The organism is Variovorax sp. 05N34 (genome assembly GCF_056397405.1).
In genome coordinates, this window is record NZ_JBFTNI010000005.1 from 259,365 (window position 1) to 286,149 (window position 26,785).

A 26,785-nucleotide genomic window follows, 5' to 3' on the forward strand; every position below is an offset into this window, starting at 1 on the left:
TCTCACTCGATCGGTCTGGCCAGGGTCACAGCTTGCCAGGGCCCGTTCGAACGGCCACTGGCTGCCGCCCAGTACCAGGCTGAAGTGTCGGCGAAAGCGTTGCCATCGGCATCGACGATGCGCTCGCAGACGTGCAATTTCTGTATGCCGCTGCGCTCGGCGACGAAACAACGCCACAGTCGGCCATGGACGTCTCGCTCCAGCCGCGCCTGTGCGATGCCGTAGCCGAGCGCACGATAGCAATCGGCGGCAGGGTGGAGCATGCGGGTCGGCTTGTCGACGCGTCGCATGACCAGGACTTGCCGGCCATCGGTCAGCCGGGCAATGGCGCCCGGAAAGTGGGCGGCGAATCGCTGCTCCACTTCGCCGAGGGCCAGGGGCCGCAGCGGTTCGCCGTCCCATTCGGCTGGCCACTCCTGGAAGGCGGCGCGGGAACCGGGCTCCATGCGTGGGTGCAAGGCCGTGGCAGCGGACCAGACCACGCACAACAGCATCGCGGCCGCGAAGAGTGACTTGTGAGCGATCCGGTTCACGAATCGATTGGCGAACCAGCGGTCAAGGAACGTGATGGACACTGCGGCCTCCGGGGGATGTGAAAACGGTACGACCCATGACCCACGCGATGCCGCCGCAGACCGGCGCAAGGATGGCCAGGCCGAACAGCTCGTGCGCCCAGGGCGCCGGCGAATGTCCCGTTGCTTCGAGGGCCATCAGCACGCCATTGCGAATGATGTTGCCGGCCAGCACCAGCAGGCCGACCGCTGGCAAGCGCGCGAGAAAACCTCGATCGTCGCGCYCGGCCCACAACGCCACCACGCACGCGGTGAAGTAGCCAAGCCAGACCATCTGCACGCCGGAGCACGGGGCGTCGACGATCACCAATTGCCCGTCGATCCACAGGCTGCTGCCTTCACGCATCACGTCGAATCCGGATGCCAGCATCCAGCGGCAGGCCTCGGCGACGAGCACGCGCAGGGGATAGCCCGCATAGAACTGAAGCGAGGACAAGAGCGGCAGTGCCAGCACAGCGAGGGCTGCGACAGGCAGTGCCGGCACGCGCTTTGGCAGAAAGGCCAGCATCGCGCACGCCACCGAGAGCACCGCGACAAGACCGGCTGCAAGCGGCGGAATCGATGGCAACGCCCCTGCACCGGTACGCAGAAGGGTGGCTGCCAACGTGCCGAGCGTGGCCGCCGAGAGCCAACCAAGCCGGGGTGAAGTCCGAAGCTCGCGCCGCAATTTCCAGGTCAGTACGGCCAGGGCTGCGAGTGCCAGCAATCCGAGCGGATCGTCCGATCCGTCGCGCAGCCGCTGGGCCATCCAGATCCAGTGTGGCGCGAGGGCGGCGGCTTGCAAAGCCAGCAAGCCTGCGGCGGGCGCGCGATCGAGCTGGATGCCCCAATCGATGACACGCGGATGGGTTTGTGCAAGGCCTGCGAGCGTCATGGCGTCGTTCCTCCCCGTTCACGAAGTGAATCGACGCGCGTCGTTGCGGCGTGCGCGACGGCGCAGCATCGCCAGCATCGACAGCACCACCGCGACGGCGCCGAACACCTCGGGTTCGGGTGTGCTCGGCACTTCGGCGCCCAGGCTTTGCCCGACCGCCAATTCGCTGACGCCCTTGGGCAGCGGCGACGGCTGGTCGATGCCGACGTTGTTCTGCGGTGCTGCGTTTCGCACCACTTCGTCGACAGCGATGAAGCTCGTGTATTGCGTGAGAAGGCTGTAGCGCAGGCCCAGATCGGTGATGCGCTGGCGGAACTCGTCGCCGCCTTCCAGCGCTTCCTGATCGCTCAGGCTCGCGACGCGATGACGGGCCCAGAGGCTGCGCAAGGCGGCGGTGCCGCGCGGTGCGTGGGGATCGACCTCCAGTTCCTGGCGATAGGGGCCGCTGGCGCTCCGGCCTTCGATCACGAGGCGGCCTTTGGGCTCGCCGCGCCACTTGCCGAACACGATCACCGGACGCTCGCCCAGCACGTCGGGCAGCGCGGCCGGCTCCACGTCATAAACGTCGAGTCCTTCGAATCGAGCCTTGACGCTGGTGAGCACCGGTGACTCGATCATGCGGCGGAAGCGGGTGGCCTGTTCAGGCGCCTGAAGGGGGTCGGTGATGATGAAGGGCTCGCCCATGCCTGCACGTGCAATGCCTTCCATGAGGTGCCGATTGACGGACGAGCCAATGCCGAAGGCGAACACATTGGCATTGGAGAGGTTCTTGCGGACCAGCTCGAAAGCCTCGCGCTCGACCGTGACGTAGCCATCGGTCACGACCACGATCGTGCGCGACACGTCCTTTGCCTTGGGTTCGGCATAGGCGCGCTTCAGTGCCGGAATCAGCTCCGTGCTGCCGCCGCCGCTGTAGTTGCCGATGGTGGAGAGCGCCTGATCGATGTTGGCGCGCGTGGCGGGCACCGAATGCGGCGACAGCATCCGGTTGCTGCCCGAGAACAGCAGCACGTTGAAGGTGTCGCTCGGCCGCAGCCCGCCGATCAGGCGCTCCAGCACGACTTTGGCCGTGTTCAGCGGAAAGCCGTGCATCGAGCCCGAGATGTCGACCACGAAGATGTAGTCGCGGGGCGTGATGGCGCTGGCGGCAACGGACTTCGGCGGCTCGACCATGGCGAGGAAGAAGTTCTCCGCGTTCTCGCCCTGGCCCTTGTAGAGCATGAGGCCCGATTCGATCTTCTCGCCCGCCAGGCGATAGTCGAGCACGAAGTCGCGGTTGTCTGCGGGTTCGGCGGATCGGGTCAGCGCAATGTCGGCATGAGAGTCGTTGTCGCGGCGGCTGACTTCGATCTCGTGCGTCAGCGAGCGGATCTCCTTGATGCCGAGCGGAGTGTCGAGCGCGACCTTGAGCTTGAATGCGGCGCCGCTTGCAATGCCCGCACGCAGGACCGGCTGTGCGACCCATCGGGCCTGCGCGTTTTCCGATTGCGGGCTGTTGTACCGCGGCCCCACGACCGTCGGAAACACGAACTGGTAGTTGCCGCCCTGGGGAACCAGCAGTTCGGTGTAGCGCAGTTCGACCTTGACGTCGTCGCCGGGCAGGATGTTGGCGACGTTCATCTGGAAGACATTGGGCAGATGCTGTTCGAGCAACGCGGCCGTCTTGCCTTCTTTCCTGGCGTTGTCGTAGTCGATGCGTGCCTGTGCCTTCTCGCGGATCTGCGCCGTGATCAGGCGATCGGCAAGCCGCACGTTAAGCCCGCTGACCGCCGCCTTGGTCGAACCAGGGAACACGTATTTCGCCTCGATGGGGCGGAGGCCTTCGTTGCGATAGGTTTGCGTGACCGTGACGTCGGCAATCACGCCCAAAATCTTCACGTCGACTTCGGTGCCCTTGAGCGGCAGGCGATCGACCTCGGGATCGTCGCTTTTGACGAAGAAGTACGGGCTTTCGGTCTTGGGGCGCGGCGCGGGCCCTTCCTGGGCCTCTGCGGGCTGCGCCACGAGCATGAAGAAGCAAGCAGCCGCGAGGCCGAATGTGCCGAGCCAGAGCCAGCGGCCGGGGCGGGGTGTAGTGGCGTCCATGACTTGGGTCCTTGTCCCTCGGAGGGGTGTCGTGCAACAGTGCACGGGAGCCAATGTCGTGGGCGGGCGAGAAGACAGTTGGAAGCCTGTTTGAAGCCAGCGGCCTTGTGTGAAGCCTGTATGAAGTCCCGGCGGGCGGGGACTTCATATGGGCTTCAGTTCCATGGGCGAGTATGAGGACCTCGCTTCTTATGCAATTTCGGTGGGGAACTTGAGAATTGTCTGAGCGCTCCTACTGCGGGTCGACAGCGCCATGCCGCCATCTGCTGCTATCTATTCGATAGCAAAGTGCGGTTCCGCAACGGACTCCCCGAGCTTTTCCCCTCCGTCGACGCTTCTTGCCATGTCCAAAACATCATCTTCCAGCGGGCCGGCCCAGCGGTCGACCCGGCTTCGGCGCATCGCCTTGTGGGGCGGCACCATCGTCGCGGCCGGCGCGCTCGTGCTTCTGATCACCGCGGGCATTGCGGCGGTCCTGATCTATCCCAAGCTGCCCAATATTTCGGAGCTTTCCGATTACCGACCCAAGCTGCCGCTGCGGGTGTTTTCGTCCGACGGCAGCCTCATCGGCGAATTCGGCGAGGAGCGCCGCAATCTCACGCCTTTCGCGGATATTCCCCAGGTCATGAAAGACGCCGTCCTGGCGGTCGAGGACGCGCGCTTCTATGACCATGGCGGTGTGGACTACAAGGGCTTCCTGCGTGCGGCGGTCGCGAGCCTGAAGGGCGGAAGACAGCAGGGCGCTTCGACCATCACGATGCAGGTGGCGCGCAATGTCTACCTGAGTTCGGAGCGCACGCTGAGCCGCAAGACCTACGAGATCCTGCTGGCCATGCAACTGGAGCGCGAGCTGAGCAAGGACCAGATCCTGGAGATCTACCTGAACCAGATCTACCTGGGCAATCGCGCCTACGGATTCGCGGCCGCTGCCGATACCTACTTCGGCAAACCGCTGAAGGACGTCACGATCGCCGAGGCCGCGATGCTGGCGGGGCTGCCCAAGGCGCCGGGCACGAACAATCCGGTGAGCAATCCGCGCCGTGCGCGTGCGCGGCAGCTCTACGTCATCGACCGCATGCAGGAGACCGGCTTCATCACCGCCGAGCAAGCGGCGCAAGCCAAGTCGGAAGAACTGCATCTGCGCGATGCTGCCGACCCGAACCGCCTGCACGCGGAGCACGCCGCCGAGATGGTGCGGCAGATGATGCATGCGCAGTACGGCGACAGCATCTACACGAGCGGCCTGAACGTCTACACGTCGATCGTCGCCGCTGACCAGGCGGCGGCCTACCGGTCGCTGCGCCGCGGCATCATGGATTACGAGCGCCGCCAGCCCTATCGCGGCCCTGAGGCTTTTGCGGAGCTTCCGGACGATCCCAAGGATCTCGATGACGCTGTCGACGATGCGCTCGCCGACCATCCGGACAACGGCGACGTGATCGCGGCCGTGGTTCTCCAGGCCAACGCGAAGGAGGTCAAGGCTGTCCGCGCGAATGGAGAGACGCTCCAGATCTCGGGCGAGGGTTTGAGGCCTGCGCAGTCGGGTCTGTCGGACAAGGCGCCTGCCGCCATCAAGATCCGGCGCGGTGCCGTGATCCGCGTGGCAAAGACTGCGAAGGGTGGCTGGGAGATCACCCAGCTGCCGGAAGTCGAAGGCGCATTCGTTGCACTCGATCCGCGCTCCGGTGAGATCAAGGCCATGGTCGGCGGCTTCGACTATGGCAAGAGCAAGTTCAACCACGTCACGCAGGCGTGGCGCCAGCCGGGCTCCAGCTTCAAGCCCTTCATCTATTCCGCGGCGCTCGAAAAGGGTTTCACGCCGAGCACCGTCGTCAACGATGCGCCCCTGTATTTCGAAGCGGGCCCGGGTGGACAAGCCTGGGAGCCGAAGAACTTCGAGGGCACTTACGAAGGGCCGATCACGCTGCGCCGTGCGCTGCAAGAGTCGAAGAACCTCGTCACGCTCCGCGTGCTGCAGTCGATTGGCGTCGACTACGCGCAGGATTGGATCACGCGCTTCGGCTTCGACCGCGAGAGGCAACCGGCGAATCTGCCGATGGGACTGGGTGCCGGGTCCGTCACGCCCATGCAGATGGCGGCTGCGTATTCGGTGTTCGCCAACGGCGGCTATCGCGTCAATCCCTATCTTGTGACGCGCGTCACCGATCTGCGGGGCAAGGTATTGCTGGAGACCGAGCCTCCGGTGCTTGGGGAAGACAAGCGCGCGATCCCAGCGCGCAACGCCTTCGTGATGGGATCGCTGCTGCAGAGCGTCGTCAATGGCGGCACCGCGACGAAGGCCCACCAGGCGCTTAAGCGCAACGACCTCTTTGGCAAGACCGGCACGACCAACGATTCCTTCGACACTTGGTTTGCGGGCTTTCAGCCGACGATGGTCGGCATTGCATGGGTGGGCTACGACACGCCCCGTCAGCTGGGCGTTCGAGGTGAAACCGGCGGCAGCCTGAGCTTGCCGATCTGGGTCGGCTTCATGCAGACCGCGCTGCAAGGCGTTCCGGTGAGCGAGCCGCGCGCGCCTGCGGGCGTGGTCAACGTCGAAGGCGAATGGTATTTCGATGACTACGCGCCGGGCCGCGGCATCGCGAGCCTGGGCGTCGACACCCAGGTCCAGGCGCCCGCTCCGACGGCGGAGGAACTGGCCGGGGTGCCGGTGAGCCCGCCGGCGGCGCCCGAAGAGCGCAACCGCATCCTCGATCTGTTCAGGTAGCGCCCCAAGACGAGGGGGCTTGCGGAGGTATCTACACTCCACATCCCTCTCTTCTCACGCAGTCATGGAAATTCTGATCCTGGCGACCTTCATCGTCGTCGGCGCCTCCATTCTCAAGTCAGTCGATCAGCGCCGCCGCATCGCATTGCTGGGCAGCCATCTGGGCCACTACCAGATCGAAAAGCTGATGGAGAACCTCACCGAAGGCTATCTGCGGTGCCTCGGCGAAGACGACGTGGAACGTCGCGCCCAGATATGGGCCCTTCTGGACAGCACCGAGCAGAAGCTGTCCGCGCAGTTCGACAGCTTTGCGGCCGAGTTTGCCAGCATCGACGCAAGCGAGACGCGCGTGAGCAAGCTGCCCCTTGCCATTCCCTACGCGCACCAGTTCTTTCCGGCCCTGACTTTCGATCTGCGAAAGGCATTCGCGATCCACGCACGCGGCATCGCCGACGTGATGCGCAATGAGGCGCACCGCAGCTCGAAGGCCAAGGCCTTCACCATGTCGGCCGAGCTCTTCCTGATGCAACACACCTGCCACTGGTATTGCAAATCGAAGACCGTGGCGTCCGCGCGCATGCTGGCTCGGCACAAGACCTCCTACCAGCAGCTCATCGACTCGGTGAGTCCCGGCACGCGCAAGGCCTATCTGGCGCTGGTTGGTCAGTGATGTGAAAGCAGCGGCAGTGTGAGCGTCGCCAGCGCGCCGCCGCGCGGCGCATTGGCGAGCTCGACCCGGCCGCGGTGCAGCGTGGCAATTTCCTTGACGAATGCGAGCCCGAGCCCGGTGCTCTTCTTGCGGTTGTGCGGCCGTGCGAGCGAATAGAACTTCTCGAACACCTTGTCTTTCGCGTAGTCCGGAATGCCTTGTCCGCGATCGCGCACCATGATTCGGGCTCTGCGGCCGCCTGTCTCCAGCGCGAGAAGAACCTCGGCGCCTGGAGGCGAAAAATCGATGGCGTTGTCCAGCAGATTGCTGATCGCGCGGCGCAGGAGAAAGGGGTCGCCCTCGACGCTGGCTTCGTTGTGGATGGCGACGTTCACATGAATATCGCGCGCCGAGGCCGCGGCTTGCGCGCCCGCGCCGACCTCACGAAGAAGCGGCGCGAGCGCGACCGGTTCGCTGCGCTCCAGCGCGCGCCGCGCCTCCAGGGCCGTGAGCTCCATCATGCGGTCGACAATCTCCTGGATGCGCTGCGTTTCGCTCGTGATGTTGGCGAGAAAGCGTTCGCGCACGGCTTGCGGCATCGACGGTTCCTGGATCAGCTCCGCCGCGCCGCGGATCGCCGACAGAGGGCTCTTGATCTCGTGCGTGAAGGTCTGCACGTAGTCGGCGACATAGTTGCGGCCGGTGAGCGCATCCCGCATCTCGCCGACGCCGCTGCGCAAGGTATCTACGGCGCGGCGGATCATCCGCGAGAGGGTCGGGCTGCGCTGGTTGCGCAGCCAGCCGAGATAGTCCGAGATCAATCCGAATGGCCGCACCAGCCAGACCGACACGATGATCGCGAGCACCAGCAGCGCAAAGGCCGAGCCCACGCCGACACCTAGCGTGCGCGCGCGAGCGTCTTGCACGAACTGGCCGAAGCTGCGCACCGGCTTGCCCACGGTGACCACGCCGACGATCTCGTCGTTCCAGCGAATTGGCGCGCCCACATACATCACGGAGGTCATCGGATCGCCTTCGATGTCGCGCGAAGTGCGCGCGCCGTAGGTGCCGGCGAGCGAGCGGCTGACGTCGGCCCATTGCGAGTAGTCCGCCCCGGTGCTGCGGCCCAGCGAGTCGAAGAGCACATGACCATTGCGGTCAGTCACGTAGACGCGGAGCTCGACGTGGCGCTTGTGCAGGTTGTAGATTTGCGCCGAGAACTGACGGGCATAGACCGATCGGAACAACGGCTCGAGCCGCGAGGTGTTGATGGCGCCGGCGATAACGTCCTGCTCGATCAGGCTCGCCATGAGTTGAGATGTCTCGACCAGCGATTCCTCCGCTGATTCGCGGTAGCGCGGATCGATGTCGGCAACCACCCGATAGAGCAGGAATGCGATGCCCGCTGTGTAGATCAGCAGGATGCCGACGAAGATGCGTGTTCTTCGGCTCACCCTGTCACGTGCTCTGAGGCAGTTCTTCGTTCAGCGCATAGCCCGTGCCGCGCAAGGTGCGGATCGGCTCGATGTCCGGCGCGATCGCCTTGAGCTTGGCGCGCAGCGTCTTGATGTGCGCATCGACCGTGCGGTCGTAGCTTTCGCTCGATTCGTCCCACACTAACCGCAGCAATTCGTCGCGCGTGAAGACGCGGCCGGGGCGCTGCACCATCAGGCGCAGCAGCCCATATTCGTAGCGCGAGAGTTCGAGAAGGCGCCCGTAGTAGCGGATCTGCATGCGTTCGGCGTCGAGTGCGAAAGGCATTGTTGGCGAAGGCGATGCCGGCGAAGACGAGGGCGAGGGCGACGATGAGGGCACAGGCGCGATCGGGGCTTGACCGGTGCGTGCGCTGCGCCGAAGGATGGTTCGTACGCGTGCCACCAGTTCGCGCGGCGAAAACGGCTTGGCGATGTAGTCGTCCGCGCCGAGCTCCAGACCCACGACGCGATCGATCTCATCGCTTCGCGCCGTAAGAAACAGCATGGGCACCTGCGCGCCGCCGGGCAGCGCTTGCAGCCGCTTGAAGAGCTCGAACCCGTTCATGTCCGGGAGACCGACGTCAAGAATTGCAAGCGCGGGCGGATCGGCCGTGAACTGCGCGATAGCCTCCTGCGCCGTCGGGCACCAGAGCGGCACGAAGCCATCGGTGCGCAGCACGTACTGCACGGTGTCAGCAATGGCGGATTCGTCTTCGACGAGGAGGATGCGCGGGTTGGGGAGCATGGGAGCCGATGGTAGCGACCGGCGGCAGCTGTTCCTTTGGACATCGACCAATGGTTGCTAGGCAAGCCAAGGGCTTCCTTGTAGTATCTTTGTATGCAAATGCAAAATATCCTTGACGGGGGAATCGCGATTGAAAGCGAGGCGCGCACGCCGGCCCCCTGGCTTCCCATCGAACGCGTCGACGGCGACAAGCTGAGCTACGACGATTTCCTCGCGCGCTACATGCATGGCAACCAGCCGGTCGTGATTTCGAACGTCGGCAAAGGCTGGGCCGCCATGCGCACCTGGACGCCCGAGAACTTCAAGAAGCGATTCGGCGGCCAGCCGGTGGCGATCGGCTACGGGCGGGATATGCCTTTYGATCAATTCATCGACGAGGTTCTTGCGTCCAGTGCCGAGAATCCGGGTCCGTACATGTACCGATCGTTCCTGCATGAGGTGCTGCCGGAATTGCTGCCGGACGTGCGGCCGCAGATCAAGTTTTCGTTTCCGCGGCGCTATGCCAGCCCGCTAATGCCGGAAAAGTGGCGCCGTCCGGACGGCTACCTCAAGCTGCTGGTGGGCGGGGTCGGGAGCAAGTTTCCGGTCATGCATTTCGATGGCGAGAACTCTCACGCTGGCATCGTCCAGATCTACGGCGAGAAGGAATTCGTGGTCTTTCCACCCGAAGACAGCCAGTACCTCTATCCGCGTTCGGCATTGCCGAACCAATCGATGGTCGACGACCCGGTGATGCAGGATCGCGTGCGCTTTCCGCTGCTGGCCAAGGCAACGCTGTATCGCACGGTGCTCAAGCCGGGAGACATGATCTTCGTGCCGGCGCGCTGGTGGCATGCGGCGAGGGCGTTGTCGACGTCGATCTCGACCTGCACGAACATGCTGGATCCATCGAACTGGAAGGGCTTTCAGGATGAGGTCGTGGCGGTCGAGGCGACCAAGAATTCCGAGCGCGCGGCCCAGGCGCTGGCCAAGCGGCTCACGCTGATCGACAAAGTGTTGACGGGGCTGGAAGATTTTCAGCGTCGCTCGCCTGGGTTGGCGCGGGCGCTGGTGTTTCCCGCAATCATCGCGCCCCTCTCTGCGGAAACGGCGCCCGATCCTTCGCGGCGCCAGCTTCGGATCCGGATTCCTACGGATTGAGCATCCAGGGCGCGGCCAAGGCCAGCGCCAGCGCCCGCGTTATTGAGCCTTGTAGCCGGCGTTCTCGATCGCCACGATGATGTCTTCCCTCGGATGCTGGCTGACCACGTCGACATGACCTGTTTCGAGGTCGACCGTGACCTGTGCCTTGGGGTCGATGGTCTGCACGGCGTTTTGCACCAAGTTTGCGCAATGTCCGCAGCTCATGCCCGTGACCTGGATCTTCTGGCTCATCGTGGTTGCTCCTTCGAGTTGAGTGAAATGGGAGTGTGAACCTTCTCACGATGTCAATGTCCAGCGAGGGGACGTGACGCGCCCAGCCTACCGGTCTTCGCGGCGCTCCGCCTCTTCCATGCTGTAAAAAGACGTACCTTTTCATCTCTCAATCCCGATGCGAATCCTCTTGGTCGAAGACGATGCGGTCCTGCGCGGCGTGATGCTGCGCAGCCTTGGTGATGCGGGTCACCGTGTCGACGTGGCGGCAAGCGTAGAGGAGGCAGATCACCTCTGGCGAGTGCAGACTTTCGATGCCGTGCTGCTGGATCTCAATTTGCCTGCAACGGTCAGCCCGACCAGCGGGCTTGCGAGCGGATTGACGGCATTGCGCCATGCGCGAGCCCGGGGCGACCGGACGCCGGTGCTGGTTCTTACCGCGCGCAATCGCACAGAGGAACGGATCGCCGGGCTCGATGCGGGCGCGGACGACTATTTGGGCAAGCCCTTCGATCTCGCGGAAGTCGAGGCGCGGTTGCGCGCGCTCGTCCGGCGAGCGCAGGGCACGGAAGACATTGCGATCCTCGGACAGCTGCGCCTCGACCGGCGAGCACGGCGCTTCGGTGTCGGCAGCATGCCCCTCGACCTGCCCGCCCGCGAATTCGAAGTGCTATGGGAGTTGATGAGCCCGCCCGGCCGCACGATCAGCAAGCGAGAGCTGTCCGACAAGCTCTCGACCTTCGATGAATCGTTGGGCGACAACGCGCTCGAAGCATTCATTTCCCGCTTGCGCAAGAAATTGGTCGGCAGCGGGGCCGTCATTCGCACCCTGCGCGGCATCGGCTATCTGCTGGAAGCCGACGCGTGACCGGAACGCCGCCGCGCAACTCGGCGGCGCCATCGTTGACCGCGCGCGTGCTGCAGCGCGTGCTGTTCCCGCTGGCACTGACGTGGCTGGTCGGGACAGCAGTCGCGCTCTATGTGGCGAGCTATTTCACCGAGCAGGCTTTCGACCGGGCGATGCTCGACGATGCCTATTCCGTGTCCGCCAACGTGCAGGCGGGCGAGCGCGGCATGGAGTTGTTGCTCTCGCCGCGTGAGGTGACGAGTGTGCTTTTCGATCAGTCCGAAGCGGTGTTCTTTGCCGTGCTGCGGCCGGATGGGTCGCTGCTGGCGGGTCATGAAGGGCTGGAGGCGCCCGCGCCGGAGGCTGGCGCGCGATATCGCTTCTCGCATGTGCTGTATCGCGGCCAGGCATTGCGCGCCGTGGTGCTGAACCATGAGGCGCCGGACGCGTATCGCGTGGTGATCGCCCAGACCACGCGGGCGCGAACAGTGCTGGTTGAGCGGCTGCTGGTCTATTCGCTCGCGCCGCAGTTCGTGCTTCTGGCGGCACTGGCCACTTGGCTCTGGCGCGGCATCGGACGCGAGCTTCGTCCACTCGGGGAACTGCGGCAGACCCTGGAGAAGCGGGATGCTCACGATCTTGCCCCCGTGCCGGTCGCCCGAAGCTCACGCGAACTCGAGCAGTTGGGCGACACCCTCAATGCGCTGCTCGATCGGCTTGCGCAGAGCGCGTCGGCTCAGCGTGAGTTTGCCGGCAATGTCGCGCATGAACTGCGTACGCCTCTGGCAGGAATACGCGCCTTGGCCGAATACGGCCTTGCCCAGCAGGCGCCGGACGTCTGGCGGGAGCAGTTGCAGAACATCGCTGCCAGCCAGGCGCGGGCCAGCCATCTCGTGGACCAATTGCTTGCGCTCGCGCTGGCCGACGAAAGCCGCACCGGACTCCAGCGCCAGCCATTGAGGCTGGACGAGCTGATCCAGCAAGCGGTGCTGCGGCACCTCGCGCGCGCGGATTCCAAGGGCGTTGACCTCGGCGCGCAGGGTCTCGACGAACCCGTGACCGTGCTGGCGAATGCCGCGTTGGTCGAAGGAACGCTCGATAACCTGATCGACAACGCACTGCGCTACGGTGGCCGCACGATCACCATCGAACTCGTTGGCCACACGATGAGCGTCGTCGACGACGGCCCCGGCATCCCGCCGGAAACCCAGAGCGACCTCTTGCGCCGCTGGGCGCAAGGCCCCGCCGGCCAAAAGCTCGGCCAAGGCGCCGGCCTCGGCTTGGCGATCGTCGCTCGCTACGCAAGGTTGCTGGGCGCCGAACTCACCTTCGCCAAAGCGTCCCCCGAAGGCGGCCTCCGCGTAAGCCTCGCGTTCCCCCCATCCTGAAGCCGGCGCACCCACCCCAAAGACTGCGGTGCCCCTCCAGAAACCCCGTGGAACCGGCTCCGCCGGGCCACCGGGGTTGCCCCCGGCAGGGGGTTGGCGGCCACACGAAGTGGGCAAGCCTGGGGGCGAGCTACATCACCGGATAGTCGATATACCCCTCTTCGCCGCCGCCGTAGAACGTATTCTTGTCCCACGCATTCAGCGGTGCGCCTTCGCGCAGACGGCGAACCAGATCGGGGTTGGAGATGAAGGGCTTCCCGAAGGCGACCAGGTCGTCGCCCTCCTTGAGTGCTTCTTCCGCGAGCGGCTTGTCATAGCCGTTGTTCACCATCCACGCGCCCTTGCCGCCAGCCTGGCGGTAGGCGGCCTTGAGAGCTTCGTAGTCGAAGGGACGGTCGGCGAGTTCGCGCGGGCCACCGGTGGCGCCTTCGATCACGTGGATGTAGGCGAGATTCAGTGGCGCGAGATGTCGAACGACATAGTCGAAAAGCGGCTGCGGGTTGTCGTCATGCACGTCGTTGGCCGGCGTGACGGGCGACAAGCGGATGCCGGTCTTGCCGCCGCCAACGGCGTCCGCCACGGCGCGCGTCACTTCGAGCAAAAGCCGCGCACGGTTCTGAATGCTGCCGCCGTAGTCGTCCGTGCGCTTGTTGCTGCCGCTCTTGAGGAACTGGTCGAGCAAATACCCGTTGGCGCCATGAATCTCCACGCCGTCGAAGCCAGCCGTTTCGATGGCGTTGCGTGCGGCGACGGCGTAGTCATGCACGATGCCGGGCAGCTCACCGACGTCGAGCGCCCGAGGCTCGGAGGTATCGACGAAAGTCGGCACGCCGTCCTTGATCAGCACGGTCTTGGTCTTGGCCGCAATGGCCGACGGCGCAACCGGCTTGCCTCCCTCCGGCTGAAGCTCGGTGTGCGAGACGCGCCCGACGTGCCACAACTGCACGACGATCTTGCCGCCCTCTGCATGCACGGCCTGGGTAACGCGCTTCCAGCCGTCGAGCTGCTCTGTGCCGTAGAGTCCGGGCACATCCGCGTATCCCTGGCCTTGATGGCTGATCGCGGTGGCCTCTGTGATCAGCAGGCCGGCGCTAGCCCGCTGTGCATAGTAGGTGGCGGTGATGTCGCGCGGCACCGCATCGGGCGCACGGTTGCGCGTCAGCGGCGCCATGACAATGCGATTGCTGAGATGGAGGTCGCCAGCTTGCACGGGATCGAAGAGGGAGGACATTTTTGATCTTGATGGTTGTTGTGGAGGCGAAACGGAGGGTAAACCCTCGGCGTCTCCCTTCGCTGTCGCGGGGTTGTCGCATTGCTGCTATGCAGTGCCGCAGAATGACCGCGCATCCATGATCGTTCACGACGCCCCGCTTCTGACCACGCCCGCACAAGTACTGCGGCTCGCGCTGGCACTCTCGTTGGGCGCCGCTGTTTCACTTGGGATCACGCGTTTTTCATACGGCCTGCTGCTGCCGCCAATGCGCGAAGACCTCGGCTGGAGCTATACGCTGGCTGGCGGCATGAACACGGCCAATGCTGCGGGATACCTGCTCGGTGCGTTAATGACGCCCGCGCTGATACGGCGCTTCGGACCCGTGCGCCTGYTCGTGGGCGGCGCGCTGTGGGCGAGCCTCTTCATGGTCGCCAGCGGGTTCTTCACTTCCGCGGCCGCGTTGCTGCTGCAGCGGTTGCTGGCAGGCCTTGCGAGCGCCTGGGTCTTCGTTGCCGGGGGATTGCTCGCCGCGCGTCTGGGCACGCTGCAGCCTTCTCGTGCAGGTTTTCTGCTGGGGCTGTACTACGGCGGTACGGGTGCCGGAATTACGCTCTCCGCGCTCCTCGTGCCGGCTGTTCTGCAAGATGCAAAGGGGGCTCCGCACGGCTGGGCCTGGGCATGGTGGGCGCTGGCAGCCGCCAGCTTTGCGGCGACCGCGGTCTTGGCTTCCGCAATGCGTGCAATGCCGGGACAGATGCATGCAAAAAATGCGCAAAGGGCGCCCAACTCGCCGCACGCCGGGTCATCTGTCGCAGCTGCGCCGGTGCGGCGCTTCGGTTGGGCACTCGCCGGCTACACGCTTTTCGGGGCCGGATACATCGGCTACATGACCTTCGTGATCGCGTTGTTGCGCGAGCAGGGCGCGAGGCCAGGCGACATCACCTTGTTCTACGCCTTGCTCGGGCTGGCCTGCATGGCGTCGTCACGAATTTGGGCCGGGCTGTTGGACCGCTCTCGCGGCGGCGGACCGCAAGCGCTGCTCAACGCGCTGCTCGGGGTTGCCACCCTGCTGCCGGTGCTGAGCTCTGCTTGGCCGATGACCATGGCATCGGGGCTGTTGTTCGGTGGGGTGTTTTTGTCGGTGGTTGCTTCGACGACAGCCTTGGTCAGGCACAACTTGCCGGCTTCGCAGTGGGCAACGGGTATCAGTGCATTTACGATCGCCTTCGCGCTGGGGCAGATCGTCGGGCCGACGGTCACCGGGTGGATCTCGGATGGTCCGGGTGGGCTGGCCCGAGGCCTCGTGGCCTCGGCCGCAGCACTTTGGGCCGGTGCGATCCTCGCGTCGAGGCAGAAGCCCTTGACGTCCTGAATCAAACCCGCGCCATTCTTCCTGCTCGAAATTTACTTGAGCAGACCTTCGGCTTTCATCGCTTCCTGGACTGCCGGGCGAGCGCCCACGCGTGCATGCCACGCCTTCACATTCGCGTATGAGGAAATGTCGACCCCGGTGGGCTGCGCCCAATTGGTCACGGTGAACAGATAGCCGTCGGCGACGGTGAAGTGCTCGCCCATGAGGTAGTCCTTGCTTGCGAGCTGAGCATCGAGCCACTCGTAGCGCGACTTTAGCTTGGTCTTGGAAATCGTCTTGGCTTCTTCAGGCATGTTGGGATTGAAGAGCGGCGAGAAGCCCTTGTGGATCTCAGTCCCGATGAAGGTGAGCCATTCCTGCAGGCGATAGCGCGAGAGGGTGCCGTTGGCTGGAGCGAGGTTCTTTGCCGGGGCAAGATCCGCGACGTACTGCACGATGGCCGGGCCTTCGCGAAGACGCGTACCGTCATCGAGCTCGAGCAGCGGGACATAGCCCAGCGGATTGATGCCGTAGTAGTCGGTTCCATCTTGCAGCTTGTGGCTCTTCGTACTGGCGAGCACGGGCTCGAAAGCGAGGCCAGCTTCACGCAGCGCGATGTGGGGAGACAGCGAGCAGGCGCCCGGCGAGTAGTACAGCTTCATGCAAAAACTCCAATGAATGAGGAACGTATTCTGGTGGAAGAGGCTGATGCTAGCGAGTTCGAGGCCTCGGCGTTTTTGTCCTACGGCTTCTCGCGGGCGGCGACTATGAGTGCACATTTCGCGGGTTTCTAAGCTCGCGGCACTGCGATGAAGTCATCGCGAGGAGCCTGTACATGTTGAAGTACGCCATTGTTTTCGCCGTGATTTCGCTGATCGCCGGCGCGCTGGGCTTCGGCGGCGTGGCGGCAGGGGCTGCCGGTATCGCAAAGATCCTGTTTGGGCTGTTCCTGATACTTGCCGTGGTGTTCCTGGTGCTCGCTGCGCTGGGTGTCGGCGCAGTGAAGAACGCTGTGGACCGATCCCCGTGAATCCAAAGCAACTGCTATCGATTTGATAGCTTGGGGGCCAATGCTGGCCCGGGATTGGAACGAGGACGGTCTGGGCGGATTTGGCCCTGACCGGCACAAACAGGCGCCGGAGATTAAAATCAGCGCCCCTTTGCGCAGCGCACGCGTCAGTGCGCCCTCACTCTCATGCTTTATCCCGAAGAATTCGATGTGATCGTCGTCGGCGGCGGCCACGCGGGCACCGAAGCGGCGCTCGCATCCGCCAGAATGGGCGCCCGCACGCTCTTGCTCTCCCACAATATCGAGACGCTGGGGCAGATGAGCTGCAACCCGTCGATTGGTGGCATCGGCAAGGGTCATCTGGTCAAAGAGGTGGATRCGCTCGGCGGCGCCATGGCAATTGCCACGGACGAGGGCGGTATCCAATTCCGCGTGCTCAATTCGAGCAAAGGCCCGGCAGTGCGCGCGACACGCGCACAGGCCGATCGCGTGCTCTACAAGGCCGCGATTCGTCGCCGCCTGGAAAACCAGCCGAACCTTTCGCTGTTCCAGCAGGCCGTGGATGACTTGATGATCGAAGGCGACCGTGTCGTGGGCGCCATCACACAGGTCGGCATCGCGTTCCGGGCGCGGACCGTGGTTCTCACCGCAGGGACCTTTCTCGACGGGCGTATTCACGTCGGCCTCGACAACTACCAGGCGGGGCGGGCGGGCGATCCGCCGGCGATCAGCTTGTCGGCGCGTCTCAAGGAGCTGAAACTGCCCCAAGGCCGCTTGAAGACGGGCACGCCTCCGCGATTAGACGGACGCACCATCGATTTTTCAAAATGCACCGAGCAGCCGGGCGACGGCATGCCGGGCGGTGCGGGACCTATGCCGGTTTTCAGCTTCATGGGTCGTGCTGACATGCACCCGCAGCAAATGCCGTGCTGGATCACGAACACCAACGCGCGCACCCACGAGATCATCCGCTCTGGCTTCGACCGCAGCCCAATGTTCACCGGCAAGATCGATGGGGTCGGCCCGCGTTACTGCCCGAGCGTCGAAGACAAGATCAACCGATTCGCGGACAAGGAAAGCCATCAAATCTTCCTCGAGCCGGAAGGGCTGACCACGAACGAGTATTACCCGAACGGAATTTCGACCAGCCTGCCTTTTGACGTGCAGTACCAGCTGGTTCGGTCGATGGCTGGATTGGAAAACGCGCACATCCTTCGGCCCGGCTACGCCATCGAATACGACTATTTCGACCCGCGTGAGCTCAAGAGCAACTTCGAGACGCGCGCAATCCGCGGTTTGTTCTTCGCGGGCCAGATCAATGGGACGACAGGGTATGAGGAGGCCGCCGCTCAGGGGCTGTTTGCCGGCATCAACGCTGCATTGCAATGCCGCGACGAAGAGGCTTGGCTTCCTCGGCGGGACGAGGCTTACCTCGGCGTCTTGGTCGACGACCTGATCACAAAGGGCGTCACTGAGCCGTATCGCATGTTCACCAGTCGTGCGGAATTCAGGCTGCAACTGCGTGAAGACAACGCCGACATGCGCTTGACCGACGCTGGACGCAAGCTCGGCCTCGTGGACGATGCGCGTTGGGACGCTTTTTCGCGGAAGCGCGACCTTGTTTCACGTGAAACAGAGCGCCTGCGCTCGATATGGGTCAATCCTCGGAACTTGCCAGAAGCCGAATCCGAGCGCGTGCTGGGGAAGGCCATCGACCACGAACACAATCTTGGTGAGCTCCTCCGCCGCCCGAATGTGAGCTACGAGTCTCTGATGTCTCTCGACGGCGGCAAGTACCGGTCGAGTGCGCCGCTCGGAGAGACGGAGGTCGAGCAAATCGAGATTGCCGCCAAGTACTCGGGTTACATCACCCGTCAGCACGATGAAGTCGAGCGCGCCGCCCATTTCGAGAATCTCCGGCTGCCGAGTGATCTCGACTATGGTCAGGTCAAGGCGTTGAGCATCGAAGTGCGACAGAAGCTCGCCAAGCACCGCCCTGAGACGTTGGGCATGGCATCCCGGATATCAGGGGTGACTCCGGCCGCGATCTCGCTTCTTATGATTCATCTCCGCAAAGGCGGCCATCGGGCATTCACGGTTGGCCTCGCGTCAAAATCGCCGGTTGCCGAATGACCGGAATGGTTCAGGAGGAAAGACTGCGTGAAGGAGCGCTTTCTCTCGGGATCGCGCTGACCGATCGGCAGACCGAGCAGTTGCTGGCTTACGGCGCCCTCATACTGAAATGGAACAAGGTCTACAACCTGACCGCACTGCGTGATGCGGATTCGGTTCTCACGCATCATTTGCTCGACAGCTTGGCGGCCGTCGGGCCACTCGGACGAGAGCACAGCGGCCCTGCGAAGCTCCTGGATGTCGGCGCGGGTGCGGGCCTGCCCGGCGTCGTGATCGCCGTCATGCGACCGGACGTGCACGTAACCTGTGTGGATGCTGTCGCCAAGAAGGCCGCTTTTGTCCAGCAAGCCGCCTCTGAGCTTGGTCTTCGTAACCTTCGCGGCCTCCATGCGCGCGTCGAGTCCATGACGGGCGCTTACGAGGTGATCAGTTCTCGCGCGTTCGCCTCGCTAGTCGATTTCGTCTCAGGTTCGATACACCTGCTGGCGCCTGACGGCGTTTGGCTGGCCATGAAGGGCAGGGTGCCTGCGGACGAAATCGTCCAACTTCCCCCGCAGACCGAAGCGTTTCACGTGGAACAACTGAACGTTCCAGGGCTCGATGCCGAGCGATGCATCGTCTGGATGCGAAAACTCGTTTCCTGAGCCGCATCTGTCGCGTCGACCTCGCTTAGACTCGACGCTTCCCTTTTTGAGCAATTTGCATGTTCGGCATCGCTGATTACGGCGCGTTCGTCGCCGCCATTGTTCTTTTTCTGGCGCTCCCCGGTCCCGGAAATCTGGCGCTGATCACGTCGACGAGCAAAGGCGGCATCCGTGGCGGATTGGCCGCCACGTTAGGCGTGATTGCGGGAGATCAGGTGCTGATGTGGGCGGCCGTTGCCGGCGTCGCAACGCTGCTGACCGCATATCCTGCGGCGTTTCGGGGCGTGCAGTGGTTGGGCGCCGTCTATCTGGCGTGGCTCGGCTTCAAGATGCTGCGCGCAAGGCCTGGCGCTGCTCCTATTCTCAACATCCGTCCGTCGCACTACCTGCGCCAAGGGATGATGATCACGCTGCTCAACCCCAAGGCCATCGTCTTCTATATGGCGTTTTTCCCCCTGTTCGTCGATCCGGCACGTCATCAGGGCATCACCACCTTCGCCGTTATGGCGTTGACGATCGCAGCGCTCACCTTTTTGTACGGGGCCACGGCAACGCTCTTGACCCATTTCCTTGCAGAACGGATGCGGGCCAATCCGCGCATCTCGGGGGTCCTAGGCAAGCTCGCCGGTGTTTTCCTGATCGCGTTCGGCGTCAGGCTTGCGGTTTCCAAATAAGTATGCAAAACCTTCCGCCGCGCACTCCTGCATCTGGCCATGTCCTCGGGCACGGCGGCTAAGACATGGCCAAGATCTTCTGCATTGCAAATCAAAAGGGTGGGGTCGGAAAGACGACGACAACCGTCAATCTTGCCGCCGGCCTCGCCAACGTAGGGCAGCGTGTGCTCATGATCGACTTGGACCCGCAGGGCAACGCGACCATGGGTTCTGGCATCGACAAGCGTCAGCTCGAGACGACGGTGTACGACGTGCTCCTGGAGTCTGCCTCCGTGGCAGAAGCCCGAGTGAAGGCTGAGAAGTGCGGTTACGACGTCCTGGGCGCAAACCGCGAGCTGGCCGGCGCTGAGGTCGAAATGGTGGCGCTCGACCGTCGCGAGAAGCGTTTGCGGACGGCGCTGGCCGCAGTGGGCGCGGAGTACGACTTCATTCTGATCGATTGCCCGCCAAGTCTCAGCTTGCTGACCCTTAACGGCTTGTGCGCCGCGCATGGTGTCATCGTGCCGATGCAGTGCGAGTATTTCGCGCTCGAAGGTCTGACTGATCTGGTCAATACCATCAAGCAAGTGCACGCCAACCTCAACAAGAACCTGCAGATCATCGGCTTGCTGCGCGTGATGTTCGACCCGCGTATCACGCTTCAGCAACAGGTCAGCGAGCAATTGAAGGCGCATTTCGGCGACAAGGTTTTCGACACGGTCATTCCCCGCAACGTTCGGCTCGCCGAAGCTCCGAGCTACGGCTTGCCGGGCGTGGTTTTCGACCCGCCTGCCAAGGGCAGCCAGGCGTTCATTGCCTTTGCGCAAGAATTGGTCGTCAAGATGCCACCGGCGAGCGCAATGGCGACCGAGACAGCGTCACCCGCACCCGTGCCCATGGATGCACCGGAGGTCACGGTGCATGCCCCCGATGGCATCTGAGCCGTCGCCGAGAACGCATCTTGCATCGATGAAGACGCCGAAAATCCTGTTGCTGCCCGGCTGGCAGAACAGCGACCCCGCGCATTGGCAAAGCCGCTGGGAAGCCATTCACGGTGACCAGCGGGTCGATCAGCATGACTGGATGCGCCCGCTGCGCGGCGACTGGTCGGCTCGGCTCGAGGAAGAGGTGCTGGCGTCGCCGGGGCCGGTGGCGTTGGTCGCGCACAGCTTGGGATGCATCCTTGTGGCCGCATGGGCGGCTCATTCAAGCCATTCGAGCAAGGTGCATGGCGCACTGCTTGTCGCCCCCGGTGATCTGGAGCGCGACGACCTGCGGCAAATGATTCCCGGCTGGGCGCCCATCATGCGGCGCCCGTTGCCGTTTCGTTCCCTGATGATTGCAGCCACGAATGACCCGTACTGCACCGCCGAACGCTCCCGCCAAATGGCCGAAGACTGGGGTGCCGACTACGTCAATCTGGGTGCCCGCGGCCACATCAATAGCGAATCCGGCTTGGGCGACTGGCTCGAAGGCCGCAAGCTGCTGACCGACCTCCTGAAAGAAAACTGATATCCATGGCGACCAAAAAACTCAAGGGCCTGGGCCGAGGACTCGAAGCCCTTCTCGGGCCGACTTTCAACGGAGCCGATCAGGCAAGCTCCGACGACTCGGCGCCGCCAAGCCCGACGACGCTCAATCTCGATCAGATGGTTCCCGGCGTGTACCAGCCACGTACCAGGATGGACGAGGGCGCGCTCTACGAGTTGGCCGAGAGCATCAAGGCGCAAGGGATCATGCAGCCCATTCTGGTTCGTCGGCTTGAACCGGAGCTTGCCCTCGCCAAGAAGGCCGAGTTCGAAATCATCGCGGGTGAGCGGCGCTTCAGGGCCGCAAGCCTGGCCGGGCTCGTCAGTGTGCCTGTGCTGGTGCGCGATGTGCCCGATGAGGCTGCTGCGGCCATGTCACTGATCGAGAACATCCAGCGCGAAGACTTGAATCCCCTGGAGGAAGCCCAAGGCCTGCACCGTCTCGTCGTTGAGTTTGGGCTTACTCACGAATCTGCGGCGCAGGCTGTCGGGCGCTCGCGCAGTGCGGCCAGCAACCTGTTGCGCCTGCTGAATCTTGCGGAACCGGCTCAGGCAATGCTGATGGCGGGCGACATCGACATGGGCCATGCACGTGCGCTGCTCTCGCTCGAAAAGGCGACGCAGATCACCGCTGCCAATCAGATTGCAGCCAAGAAAATGTCGGTGCGAGAGACCGAGGCGCTGGTCAAGAAGCTAGCGGCCGAGTTCAGCCTCACGCCTTCATCAAAGCGCGGCGCCGCGGAGAAATCGCGCGACTTGCTCCGTGTGGAGGAGGAGCTTGCGGACCTGCTCGCCGCCGAGGTCGAGGTTCGCATCAAGAAGCGGAGCAAGCGCAACGGCCGGATTGAGGAGAGCGGCGAATTGGCGATCCACTTCGGCTCGCTGGACGCACTCAACGGGCTCATCGAGCGCATCCGCCAGACGGCCTGACAAGGTGTCAGATAACCGGGTCACTGGATAAACCAAGGTCCCCAGCCGCAGGTGAACCTCAGAGGCTGAAGATCTTCCCGGGGTTCATGATGTTTTTCGGGTCAAGTGCGCGCTTGATCGTCCGCATCATGTCGATCGCTCCGGCACCGGCTTCCGTCACCAGGAAGCCCATCTTGTGCAGGCCGACCCCGTGTTCGCCGGTACAGGTTCCTTCGAGCGCCAAGGCCCGGGACACCAAGGAGTGATTCAGCTTCTCCGCTGTTACGCGCTCTTCCGGTGCGTTGGGGTCCAGAAGATAGCCAAAGTGGAAATTGCCGTCGCCAACATGGCCGACGAGGAAATAGGGAATGCCGCTCGCGTCAGCTTCCGCGACAGACTCCAGCAGGCAATCGGCCAAGCGCGATATAGGCACGCAGGTGTCGGTCGAAATCACGCGGCAACCCGGGCGCGACTGCACCGCCGCGAAATAGCTGTTGTGGCGCGCAGTCCAGAGCCGTGTGCGCTCTTCGGGTGTGCTGGCCCACTCGAAGGCGTTTCCGCCGTGGCCGCTCGCCAGTTCCTGCACGGTTTCAGCCTGCTCCTTCACCCCGCCCGGCGACCCATGGAACTCCATCAGCAACATGGGTTCTTCGCGCAGGTTGAGCTTGGCGTAGGCATTGACCATCCGCACCGTATTCACGTCGATCAGTTCCACGCGTGCGATCGGAACGCCGAGCTGGATGATTTCGATGGTGGTGCGCACAGCCGCCTCGATGCTCGGGAATGAGCAAATGGCAGCCGATACGGCTTCGGGCAAGGGATAGATGCGCAGGGTGACTTCGGTGATGACACCGAGCGTGCCTTCGCTGCCGACCAGCAGACGCGTGAGGTCGTAGCCGGCCGAAGATTTCTTGGCGCGCGTGCCCGTGCGGATCACCTCGCCGCTCGCCGTAACGACTTCGAGCCCCAGGACGTTCTCGCGCATGGTGCCATAGCGAACGGCGTTTGTACCGCTGGCCCGCGTCGCCGCCATGCCGCCGATCGAGGCGTCCGCGCCCGGATCGATCGGGAAGAACAGCCCCGTGCTCTTGACTTCTTCATTGAGCTGTTTGCGCGTCACGCCAGGCTGCACGGTCACGGTCAGATCGTCGGCGTTGATCGACAGCACGCGGTTCATGCGGCTCACGTCGATGCTGATACCACCCTGCACGGCCAGCAAGTGCCCCTCGAGCGACGAACCGACGCCGAAGGGAATCACCGGCACGCTGAAGTCGCTTGCCAGCTTGACCGCATCGGCCACGTCCTGCGTGCTCTCGGCAAAGACCACCGCCGAAGGAGGAGGCGCGTCGAAAGACGATTCGTCGCGTCCGTGTTGCGTGCGCACTGCAAGTGCGGTGGAGCATTGATCGCCGAAGCGCGCCTTCAGAGCCTGGAGCAGTGCGTCGGGTACCTCTCGCAGCGCAATCTCCGGCGTCAGATGCGAAAGGGCGGTGGGGGCGTTCATCGGCTGTCTCCTGAAGGGTCTACCATTCTACGAATCACCCGGAAGATACAGGGCACCCATGGGCAACCGACTCACACAAATTGCGACGCGCACTGGCGACGACGGCACCACCGGCCTGGGCGACAACACACGCGTCCCAAAGGATCACCTGCGTGTTCAGGCGATGGGCGACGTCGACGAACTCAATTCGCACATTGGCGTGCTGCTCTGTGAGCCGATGCCCGCCAGGGTGCGCGACCTGCTGGTCGACGTGCAGCATCAGCTTTTCAACCTCGGCGGCGAATTGTCCATGCCGGGATTCACGCTGCTCAAGGAAGAGGCGCTGCTGCAGATCGACAACGCACTCGCGGATCACAACGCCACTTTGCCCAGGCTGGCCGAATTCATCCTGCCGGCGGGCACTCGCGCCGCTTCTCTCGCGCACGTGTGCCGAACGGTAGCGCGCCGCGCGGAGCGAGCGGTCGTATCCCTTGGCGCGCAGAGCGAGATCAACGATACGCTGCGGCGTTACCTGAATCGGCTGAGCGACCTGCTGTTCGTGCTGGCGCGCGTGCTGAATCGTGTGGACGGCGGCGACGATGTGTACTGGAAGAGCGAGCGCATGGCGCGCGCAGCCGCCGACGACGGGGCAGGGCCGACATGAACCAGAAGTTACCTTTGCTTCATCCGACGCATACATGTCCGGCCCACACTGTGCGCCACTTCAATATGGAGGGAGTTCCAGATGAGCAAGTCGAAAAGCTTGACTGCCGTTGTCTGCGTCCTGGCGATGACCATGGCCGGAGGCGCTTTTGCGAGAGATCATCAGCGCCCGGTGACCCCCGACCAGCGCACCCGCAGTGAGCAAGCGCCGCCGCAGACCGGCCATTCACCGGCCGCGGACGGCGAGCATCGGCAAGTCCACCAGCAGCCGCAGTTCATTGGCCGTGGGTACTTGCAGCCTTACGCCGAGTGGCACCGCGGTAATCGCCTGTCCGGGCAACCCCGCAAAGTCGAGTCCTGATCAGCTGGCCGATGGCGCCATCTGTGCGCAGACATTGCGGCCCGTGATGGTGAGCCGAAGTCCGCCACCGTGCCACTCGAGCCAGTTCAGTTTCACATAGGCATCGATGTCGTCGCCGTCGATCAGGCCGGCCTGATGATTTTGGAGGTGATCGACGGTGGCGGGCAGTGCCTGCCGCAACCGTTCACGGTCGGCGGCCTCGCTGGCCGCCTTGGAAGATGCGCGCGTCTGAGAAATCGATGCCATGGCTGATACGTAGGTAGTCGGATCGCAAAGGTAAACCGCACCAATGTACGCCTCTTGCTGCCGACGTCGCGGACCTATTTCTCGTTTTCGCGCAGGAGAAACACTGAGCCGCCGGGGCTCACGGCGCGCTACTTGCGCACGCGCAAAAGCTTGCTGACTTCGTCGACGTTGTCGCTGATGCGCTTGCGGACGACATCGAAGGCCTCCGCCTGCGACTTGGCCGCCATCTCCGACAGCTCGCGGATGTCATCCAGGGCTTGCTTAAAAGCTGCCTTTCCCATTGCATCGAGCTTGGCGATGTTCTCGCGTGGGTCGCCGGCCGACATGCCTTTCACCGTGCCTTGCCACTCCTGGATCGATGTCTTGAGCATTTCCGTCTGGCGTTGCACCACCGCTTGCAGTCCCTGGTAGGACTTCTCGTTGGCCTGCATGAGGGCCTGCAGATCCTTGCGCCCGCCTTCGACGATGGCGCCGGCGGCACCTGCCAGAGGCAGGTTCTGAAGGCGATCGGCCATGCCCTTGAGCGGCTTGATGAAGGCGTCCTGAATGTCTTCAGCGGCCGCGCCCCGCGGGGAGCTCGCCTTTTTCGCGGCGGTCGCGCTCGTTTTGCTGGTTGCCATGGTGCGGTGTCTCCAGGTTGATGTTGGAGTCAGCACGATACGCCCACAGTGCCGTCCGATGGAAGCCCCGCATGACGATTTCGCCGCGCGGCGAAGCCGTGCGACTCCGCACAATCCGCGTTCAGCGCGCCGCGAGTGCGGCGTCCGGCAGCTCGATCTTGACCTCGAGCACCTCGAGGTCGTCCTGCTTTTCGAGGTGAACCTTGATGTCCTCGGCCTTGATCGACACGTACTTCGAGATCACGGCAATCAGTTCGCGCTGCAACTCAGGCAGGTAGTCGGGGCGCTTTCCGCCCAAGCTGCTGCGCTCGTGCGCGAGGATGATCTGCAGCCGTTCCTTGGCGACGCTTGCCGTCTTCTTCTTTTCGCCCAGCAGAAAGGAAAAAAGTGACATGGCTACCTCGTTCCGAAGATTCGTTTGAAGAAGCCGGGCTTCTCGGCGTCGATGAAGCGCATCGGCTTTTCCTCACCGAGGAAGCGTGCCACCACGTCGCTGTAGGCCTGGGCCACGTCGGTTTCCTTGTCGTGGATGGCAGGCACGCCCTGGTTGGAAGCCTGCAGCACGCTCTCTGATTCGGGAATCACGCCGATGAGCTTGATGCGCAGGATGTCCTGGATGTCTTCCAGCGACAGCATTTGGCCGCCTGCCACCCGATTGGGGTTGTAGCGCGTGATCAGCAGGTGCTCCTTGATGGGCTCGCCGCCTTCCTTGGCGCGCTTGGTCTTGGAGCTCAGCATTCCCAGGATGCGATCGGAGTCGCGCACCGAAGAGACTTCGGGGTTGGTCACGACAAGTGCCTCGTCGGCAAAGTGCATGGCCATCAGCGCGCCGACCTCGATGCCCGCGGGAGAGTCGCACACGATGTAGTCGAAGCCTTGGTCGGCGAGCTCCTTCAGGATCTTCTCGACGCCTTCCTGTGTGAGTGCGTCCTTGTCGCGGGTTTGCGAAGCGGCCAGCACGTACAGGTTGTCGGAATGCTTGTCCTTGATGAGCGCCTGACTCAGGTTGGCTTCGCCCTGGATCACGTTGATCAGGTCGAACACCACCCGGCGCTCGCAACCCATGATCAAGTCCAGGTTCCGCAGCCCGACGTCGAAGTCGATCACGGCCGTCTTCTTGCCCGCGAGGGCGAGCCCCGATGCAAAGCTCGCGCTCGTGGTCGTCTTGCCAACGCCGCCTTTGCCCGAGGTCACCACCACAATTTTGGCCATTGCCATTCCTTCTTTGTTCGTTTGGGTTTTTCTGCTTTTCGAA

Annotated in this window: 28 protein-coding genes; 15 read left to right on the forward strand and 13 right to left on the reverse strand. The window is 63.6% G+C overall.

All coding sequences use genetic code 11. The features are described from left to right. Positions 1 to 2: 2 nt before the first annotated feature. Genes AC1DMA_RS15875 through AC1DMA_RS15885 form a run of 3 tightly spaced genes read right to left on the reverse strand, consistent with a single transcriptional unit; the run spans position 3 to position 3,531 of the window. A complete protein-coding gene (locus tag AC1DMA_RS15875) occupies positions 3 to 575 on the reverse strand; it encodes a hypothetical protein (RefSeq protein WP_478144797.1) in 573 nt (190 codons plus the stop codon). Next, positions 556 to 1,446, reverse strand: a complete 891-nt coding sequence (gene xrtQ, locus AC1DMA_RS15880) for an exosortase Q (protein ID WP_478144798.1) — start codon at positions 1,444 to 1,446, stop codon at positions 556 to 558. The genes AC1DMA_RS15875 and xrtQ overlap by 20 nt, the downstream gene beginning before the upstream one ends. An 18-nt stretch (positions 1,447 to 1,464) precedes the next feature. Beyond that, a complete protein-coding gene (locus tag AC1DMA_RS15885) occupies positions 1,465 to 3,531 on the reverse strand; it encodes a VIT and vWA domain-containing protein (protein ID WP_478144799.1) in 2,067 nt (688 codons plus the stop codon). Between the two features lie 343 nt (positions 3,532 to 3,874). Between AC1DMA_RS15885 and AC1DMA_RS15890 the strand changes: the two genes are divergently transcribed. Together AC1DMA_RS15890 and AC1DMA_RS15895 are read left to right on the forward strand one after the other, a co-directional pair. Continuing rightward, positions 3,875 to 6,259 carry a penicillin-binding protein 1A gene (locus AC1DMA_RS15890; RefSeq protein ID WP_478144800.1) on the forward strand — a complete coding sequence of 795 codons (2,385 nt, stop codon included), beginning with the start codon at positions 3,875 to 3,877 and terminating at the stop codon, positions 6,257 to 6,259. 64 nt (positions 6,260 to 6,323) lie between these two features. Then, a complete protein-coding gene (locus tag AC1DMA_RS15895; RefSeq protein ID WP_478144801.1) occupies positions 6,324 to 6,929 on the forward strand; it encodes a hypothetical protein in 606 nt (201 codons plus the stop codon). Here the strand turns inward: AC1DMA_RS15895 and creC are convergent. Beyond that, a complete protein-coding gene (gene creC / locus AC1DMA_RS15900) occupies positions 6,923 to 8,362 on the reverse strand; it encodes a two-component system sensor histidine kinase CreC (RefSeq protein ID WP_478144802.1) in 1,440 nt (479 codons plus the stop codon). The genes AC1DMA_RS15895 and creC overlap by 7 nt on opposite strands. 4 nt (positions 8,363 to 8,366) lie before the next feature. Further along, positions 8,367 to 9,128: a two-component system response regulator CreB gene (gene creB / locus AC1DMA_RS15905; RefSeq protein ID WP_478144803.1), complete on the reverse strand. Its 762-nt coding sequence runs from the start codon at positions 9,126 to 9,128 to the stop codon at positions 8,367 to 8,369. A 99-nt stretch (positions 9,129 to 9,227) separates the two neighbouring features. Here creB and AC1DMA_RS15910 point away from each other — a divergent pair, with 99 nt between their 5' ends. Next, a complete protein-coding gene (locus AC1DMA_RS15910; protein ID WP_478144804.1) occupies positions 9,228 to 10,268 on the forward strand; it encodes a cupin-like domain-containing protein in 1,041 nt (346 codons plus the stop codon). Positions 10,269 to 10,307: 39 nt separating this feature from the next. Here AC1DMA_RS15910 and AC1DMA_RS15915 read toward each other — a convergent pair whose 3' ends face one another. Beyond that, a complete protein-coding gene (locus AC1DMA_RS15915) occupies positions 10,308 to 10,502 on the reverse strand; it encodes a heavy-metal-associated domain-containing protein (protein ID WP_478127609.1) in 195 nt (64 codons plus the stop codon). A gap of 157 nt (positions 10,503 to 10,659) precedes the next feature. Between AC1DMA_RS15915 and AC1DMA_RS15920 the strand changes: the two genes are divergently transcribed. Then, on the forward strand, positions 10,660 to 11,349 hold the full coding sequence (locus tag AC1DMA_RS15920; protein WP_478144805.1) for a response regulator transcription factor: 690 nt from the start codon (positions 10,660 to 10,662) through the stop codon (positions 11,347 to 11,349). Next, entirely contained in the window at positions 11,346 to 12,716 is a 1,371-nt protein-coding gene (locus AC1DMA_RS15925) for a sensor histidine kinase (protein ID WP_478144806.1), read from the forward strand. Before AC1DMA_RS15920 ends, AC1DMA_RS15925 begins: the two co-directional genes overlap by 4 nt. 130 nt (positions 12,717 to 12,846) lie before the next feature. On the opposite strand, the gene AC1DMA_RS15930 is transcribed toward AC1DMA_RS15925, so the two are convergent. Further along, the gene (locus AC1DMA_RS15930; protein WP_478144807.1) at positions 12,847 to 13,947 is read right to left on the reverse strand and encodes an alkene reductase; all 1,101 of its coding nucleotides are present in this window, start codon (positions 13,945 to 13,947) and stop codon (positions 12,847 to 12,849) included. Between the two features lie 118 nt (positions 13,948 to 14,065). On the opposite strand from AC1DMA_RS15930, the gene AC1DMA_RS15935 reads away from it, so the two are divergent. Then, complete coding sequence (locus tag AC1DMA_RS15935; RefSeq protein WP_478144808.1) at positions 14,066 to 15,301, forward strand: YbfB/YjiJ family MFS transporter; 1,236 nt, start codon at positions 14,066 to 14,068, stop codon at positions 15,299 to 15,301. Positions 15,302 to 15,333: 32 nt separating this feature from the next. On the opposite strand, the gene gstA is transcribed toward AC1DMA_RS15935, so the two are convergent. Further along, positions 15,334 to 15,942, reverse strand: a complete 609-nt coding sequence (gstA, locus tag AC1DMA_RS15940) for a glutathione transferase GstA (RefSeq protein ID WP_478127614.1) — start codon at positions 15,940 to 15,942, stop codon at positions 15,334 to 15,336. 173 nt (positions 15,943 to 16,115) lie between these two features. On the opposite strand from gstA, the gene AC1DMA_RS15945 reads away from it, so the two are divergent. The 7 genes from AC1DMA_RS15945 (at position 16,116) to AC1DMA_RS15975 (ending at position 22,178) form a co-directional block, all read left to right on the forward strand. After that, positions 16,116 to 16,310, forward strand: a complete 195-nt coding sequence (locus AC1DMA_RS15945) for a DUF1328 family protein (protein ID WP_478127615.1) — start codon at positions 16,116 to 16,118, stop codon at positions 16,308 to 16,310. Positions 16,311 to 16,475: 165 nt separating this feature from the next. Then, positions 16,476 to 18,422, forward strand: a complete 1,947-nt coding sequence (gene mnmG, locus AC1DMA_RS15950) for a tRNA uridine-5-carboxymethylaminomethyl(34) synthesis enzyme MnmG (protein ID WP_478144809.1) — start codon at positions 16,476 to 16,478, stop codon at positions 18,420 to 18,422. Between the two features lie 5 nt (positions 18,423 to 18,427). After that, positions 18,428 to 19,066 (forward strand): 16S rRNA (guanine(527)-N(7))-methyltransferase RsmG, encoded by a 639-nt coding sequence (gene rsmG, locus AC1DMA_RS15955; protein ID WP_478127643.1) that lies wholly within the window; start codon positions 18,428 to 18,430, stop codon positions 19,064 to 19,066. Between the two features lie 59 nt (positions 19,067 to 19,125). Next, the gene (locus AC1DMA_RS15960; RefSeq protein ID WP_478127617.1) at positions 19,126 to 19,740 is read left to right on the forward strand and encodes a LysE family transporter; all 615 of its coding nucleotides are present in this window, start codon (positions 19,126 to 19,128) and stop codon (positions 19,738 to 19,740) included. Between the two features lie 65 nt (positions 19,741 to 19,805). Further along, a complete protein-coding gene (locus tag AC1DMA_RS15965) occupies positions 19,806 to 20,660 on the forward strand; it encodes a ParA family protein (protein ID WP_478127618.1) in 855 nt (284 codons plus the stop codon). Positions 20,661 to 20,688: 28 nt separating this feature from the next. Next, positions 20,689 to 21,231, forward strand: a complete 543-nt coding sequence (locus AC1DMA_RS15970) for an RBBP9/YdeN family alpha/beta hydrolase (protein ID WP_478127619.1) — start codon at positions 20,689 to 20,691, stop codon at positions 21,229 to 21,231. 5 nt (positions 21,232 to 21,236) lie between these two features. Further along, on the forward strand, positions 21,237 to 22,178 hold the full coding sequence (locus AC1DMA_RS15975) for a ParB/RepB/Spo0J family partition protein (protein ID WP_478127620.1): 942 nt from the start codon (positions 21,237 to 21,239) through the stop codon (positions 22,176 to 22,178). 58 nt (positions 22,179 to 22,236) lie between these two features. Here the strand turns inward: AC1DMA_RS15975 and AC1DMA_RS15980 are convergent, their stop codons facing one another. Next, complete coding sequence (locus AC1DMA_RS15980) at positions 22,237 to 23,661, reverse strand: FAD-binding oxidoreductase (RefSeq protein WP_478144810.1); 1,425 nt, start codon at positions 23,659 to 23,661, stop codon at positions 22,237 to 22,239. A 58-nt stretch (positions 23,662 to 23,719) separates the two neighbouring features. On the opposite strand from AC1DMA_RS15980, the gene AC1DMA_RS15985 reads away from it, so the two are divergent. Together AC1DMA_RS15985 and AC1DMA_RS15990 are read left to right on the forward strand one after the other, a co-directional pair. Then, the gene (locus tag AC1DMA_RS15985; RefSeq protein ID WP_478127622.1) at positions 23,720 to 24,304 is read left to right on the forward strand and encodes a cob(I)yrinic acid a,c-diamide adenosyltransferase; all 585 of its coding nucleotides are present in this window, start codon (positions 23,720 to 23,722) and stop codon (positions 24,302 to 24,304) included. 81 nt (positions 24,305 to 24,385) lie between these two features. Next, complete coding sequence (locus tag AC1DMA_RS15990; RefSeq protein ID WP_478127623.1) at positions 24,386 to 24,664, forward strand: hypothetical protein; 279 nt, start codon at positions 24,386 to 24,388, stop codon at positions 24,662 to 24,664. Here AC1DMA_RS15990 and AC1DMA_RS15995 read toward each other — a convergent pair whose 3' ends face one another. From AC1DMA_RS15995 to minD, 4 genes are all read right to left on the reverse strand, one after another. Further along, positions 24,665 to 24,910 carry a hypothetical protein gene (locus tag AC1DMA_RS15995; protein WP_478127624.1) on the reverse strand — a complete coding sequence of 82 codons (246 nt, stop codon included), beginning with the start codon at positions 24,908 to 24,910 and terminating at the stop codon, positions 24,665 to 24,667. A gap of 128 nt (positions 24,911 to 25,038) precedes the next feature. Beyond that, positions 25,039 to 25,530 carry a TIGR01841 family phasin gene (phaP, locus tag AC1DMA_RS16000; protein ID WP_478127625.1) on the reverse strand — a complete coding sequence of 164 codons (492 nt, stop codon included), beginning with the start codon at positions 25,528 to 25,530 and terminating at the stop codon, positions 25,039 to 25,041. 121 nt (positions 25,531 to 25,651) lie between these two features. Continuing rightward, positions 25,652 to 25,924: a cell division topological specificity factor MinE gene (minE, locus tag AC1DMA_RS16005; RefSeq protein ID WP_478127626.1), complete on the reverse strand. Its 273-nt coding sequence runs from the start codon at positions 25,922 to 25,924 to the stop codon at positions 25,652 to 25,654. Between the two features lie 2 nt (positions 25,925 to 25,926). After that, positions 25,927 to 26,742, reverse strand: coding sequence for a septum site-determining protein MinD (gene minD / locus AC1DMA_RS16010; protein WP_478127627.1), 816 nt, complete (start codon positions 26,740 to 26,742; stop codon positions 25,927 to 25,929). Positions 26,743 to 26,785: the final 43 nt, after the last annotated feature.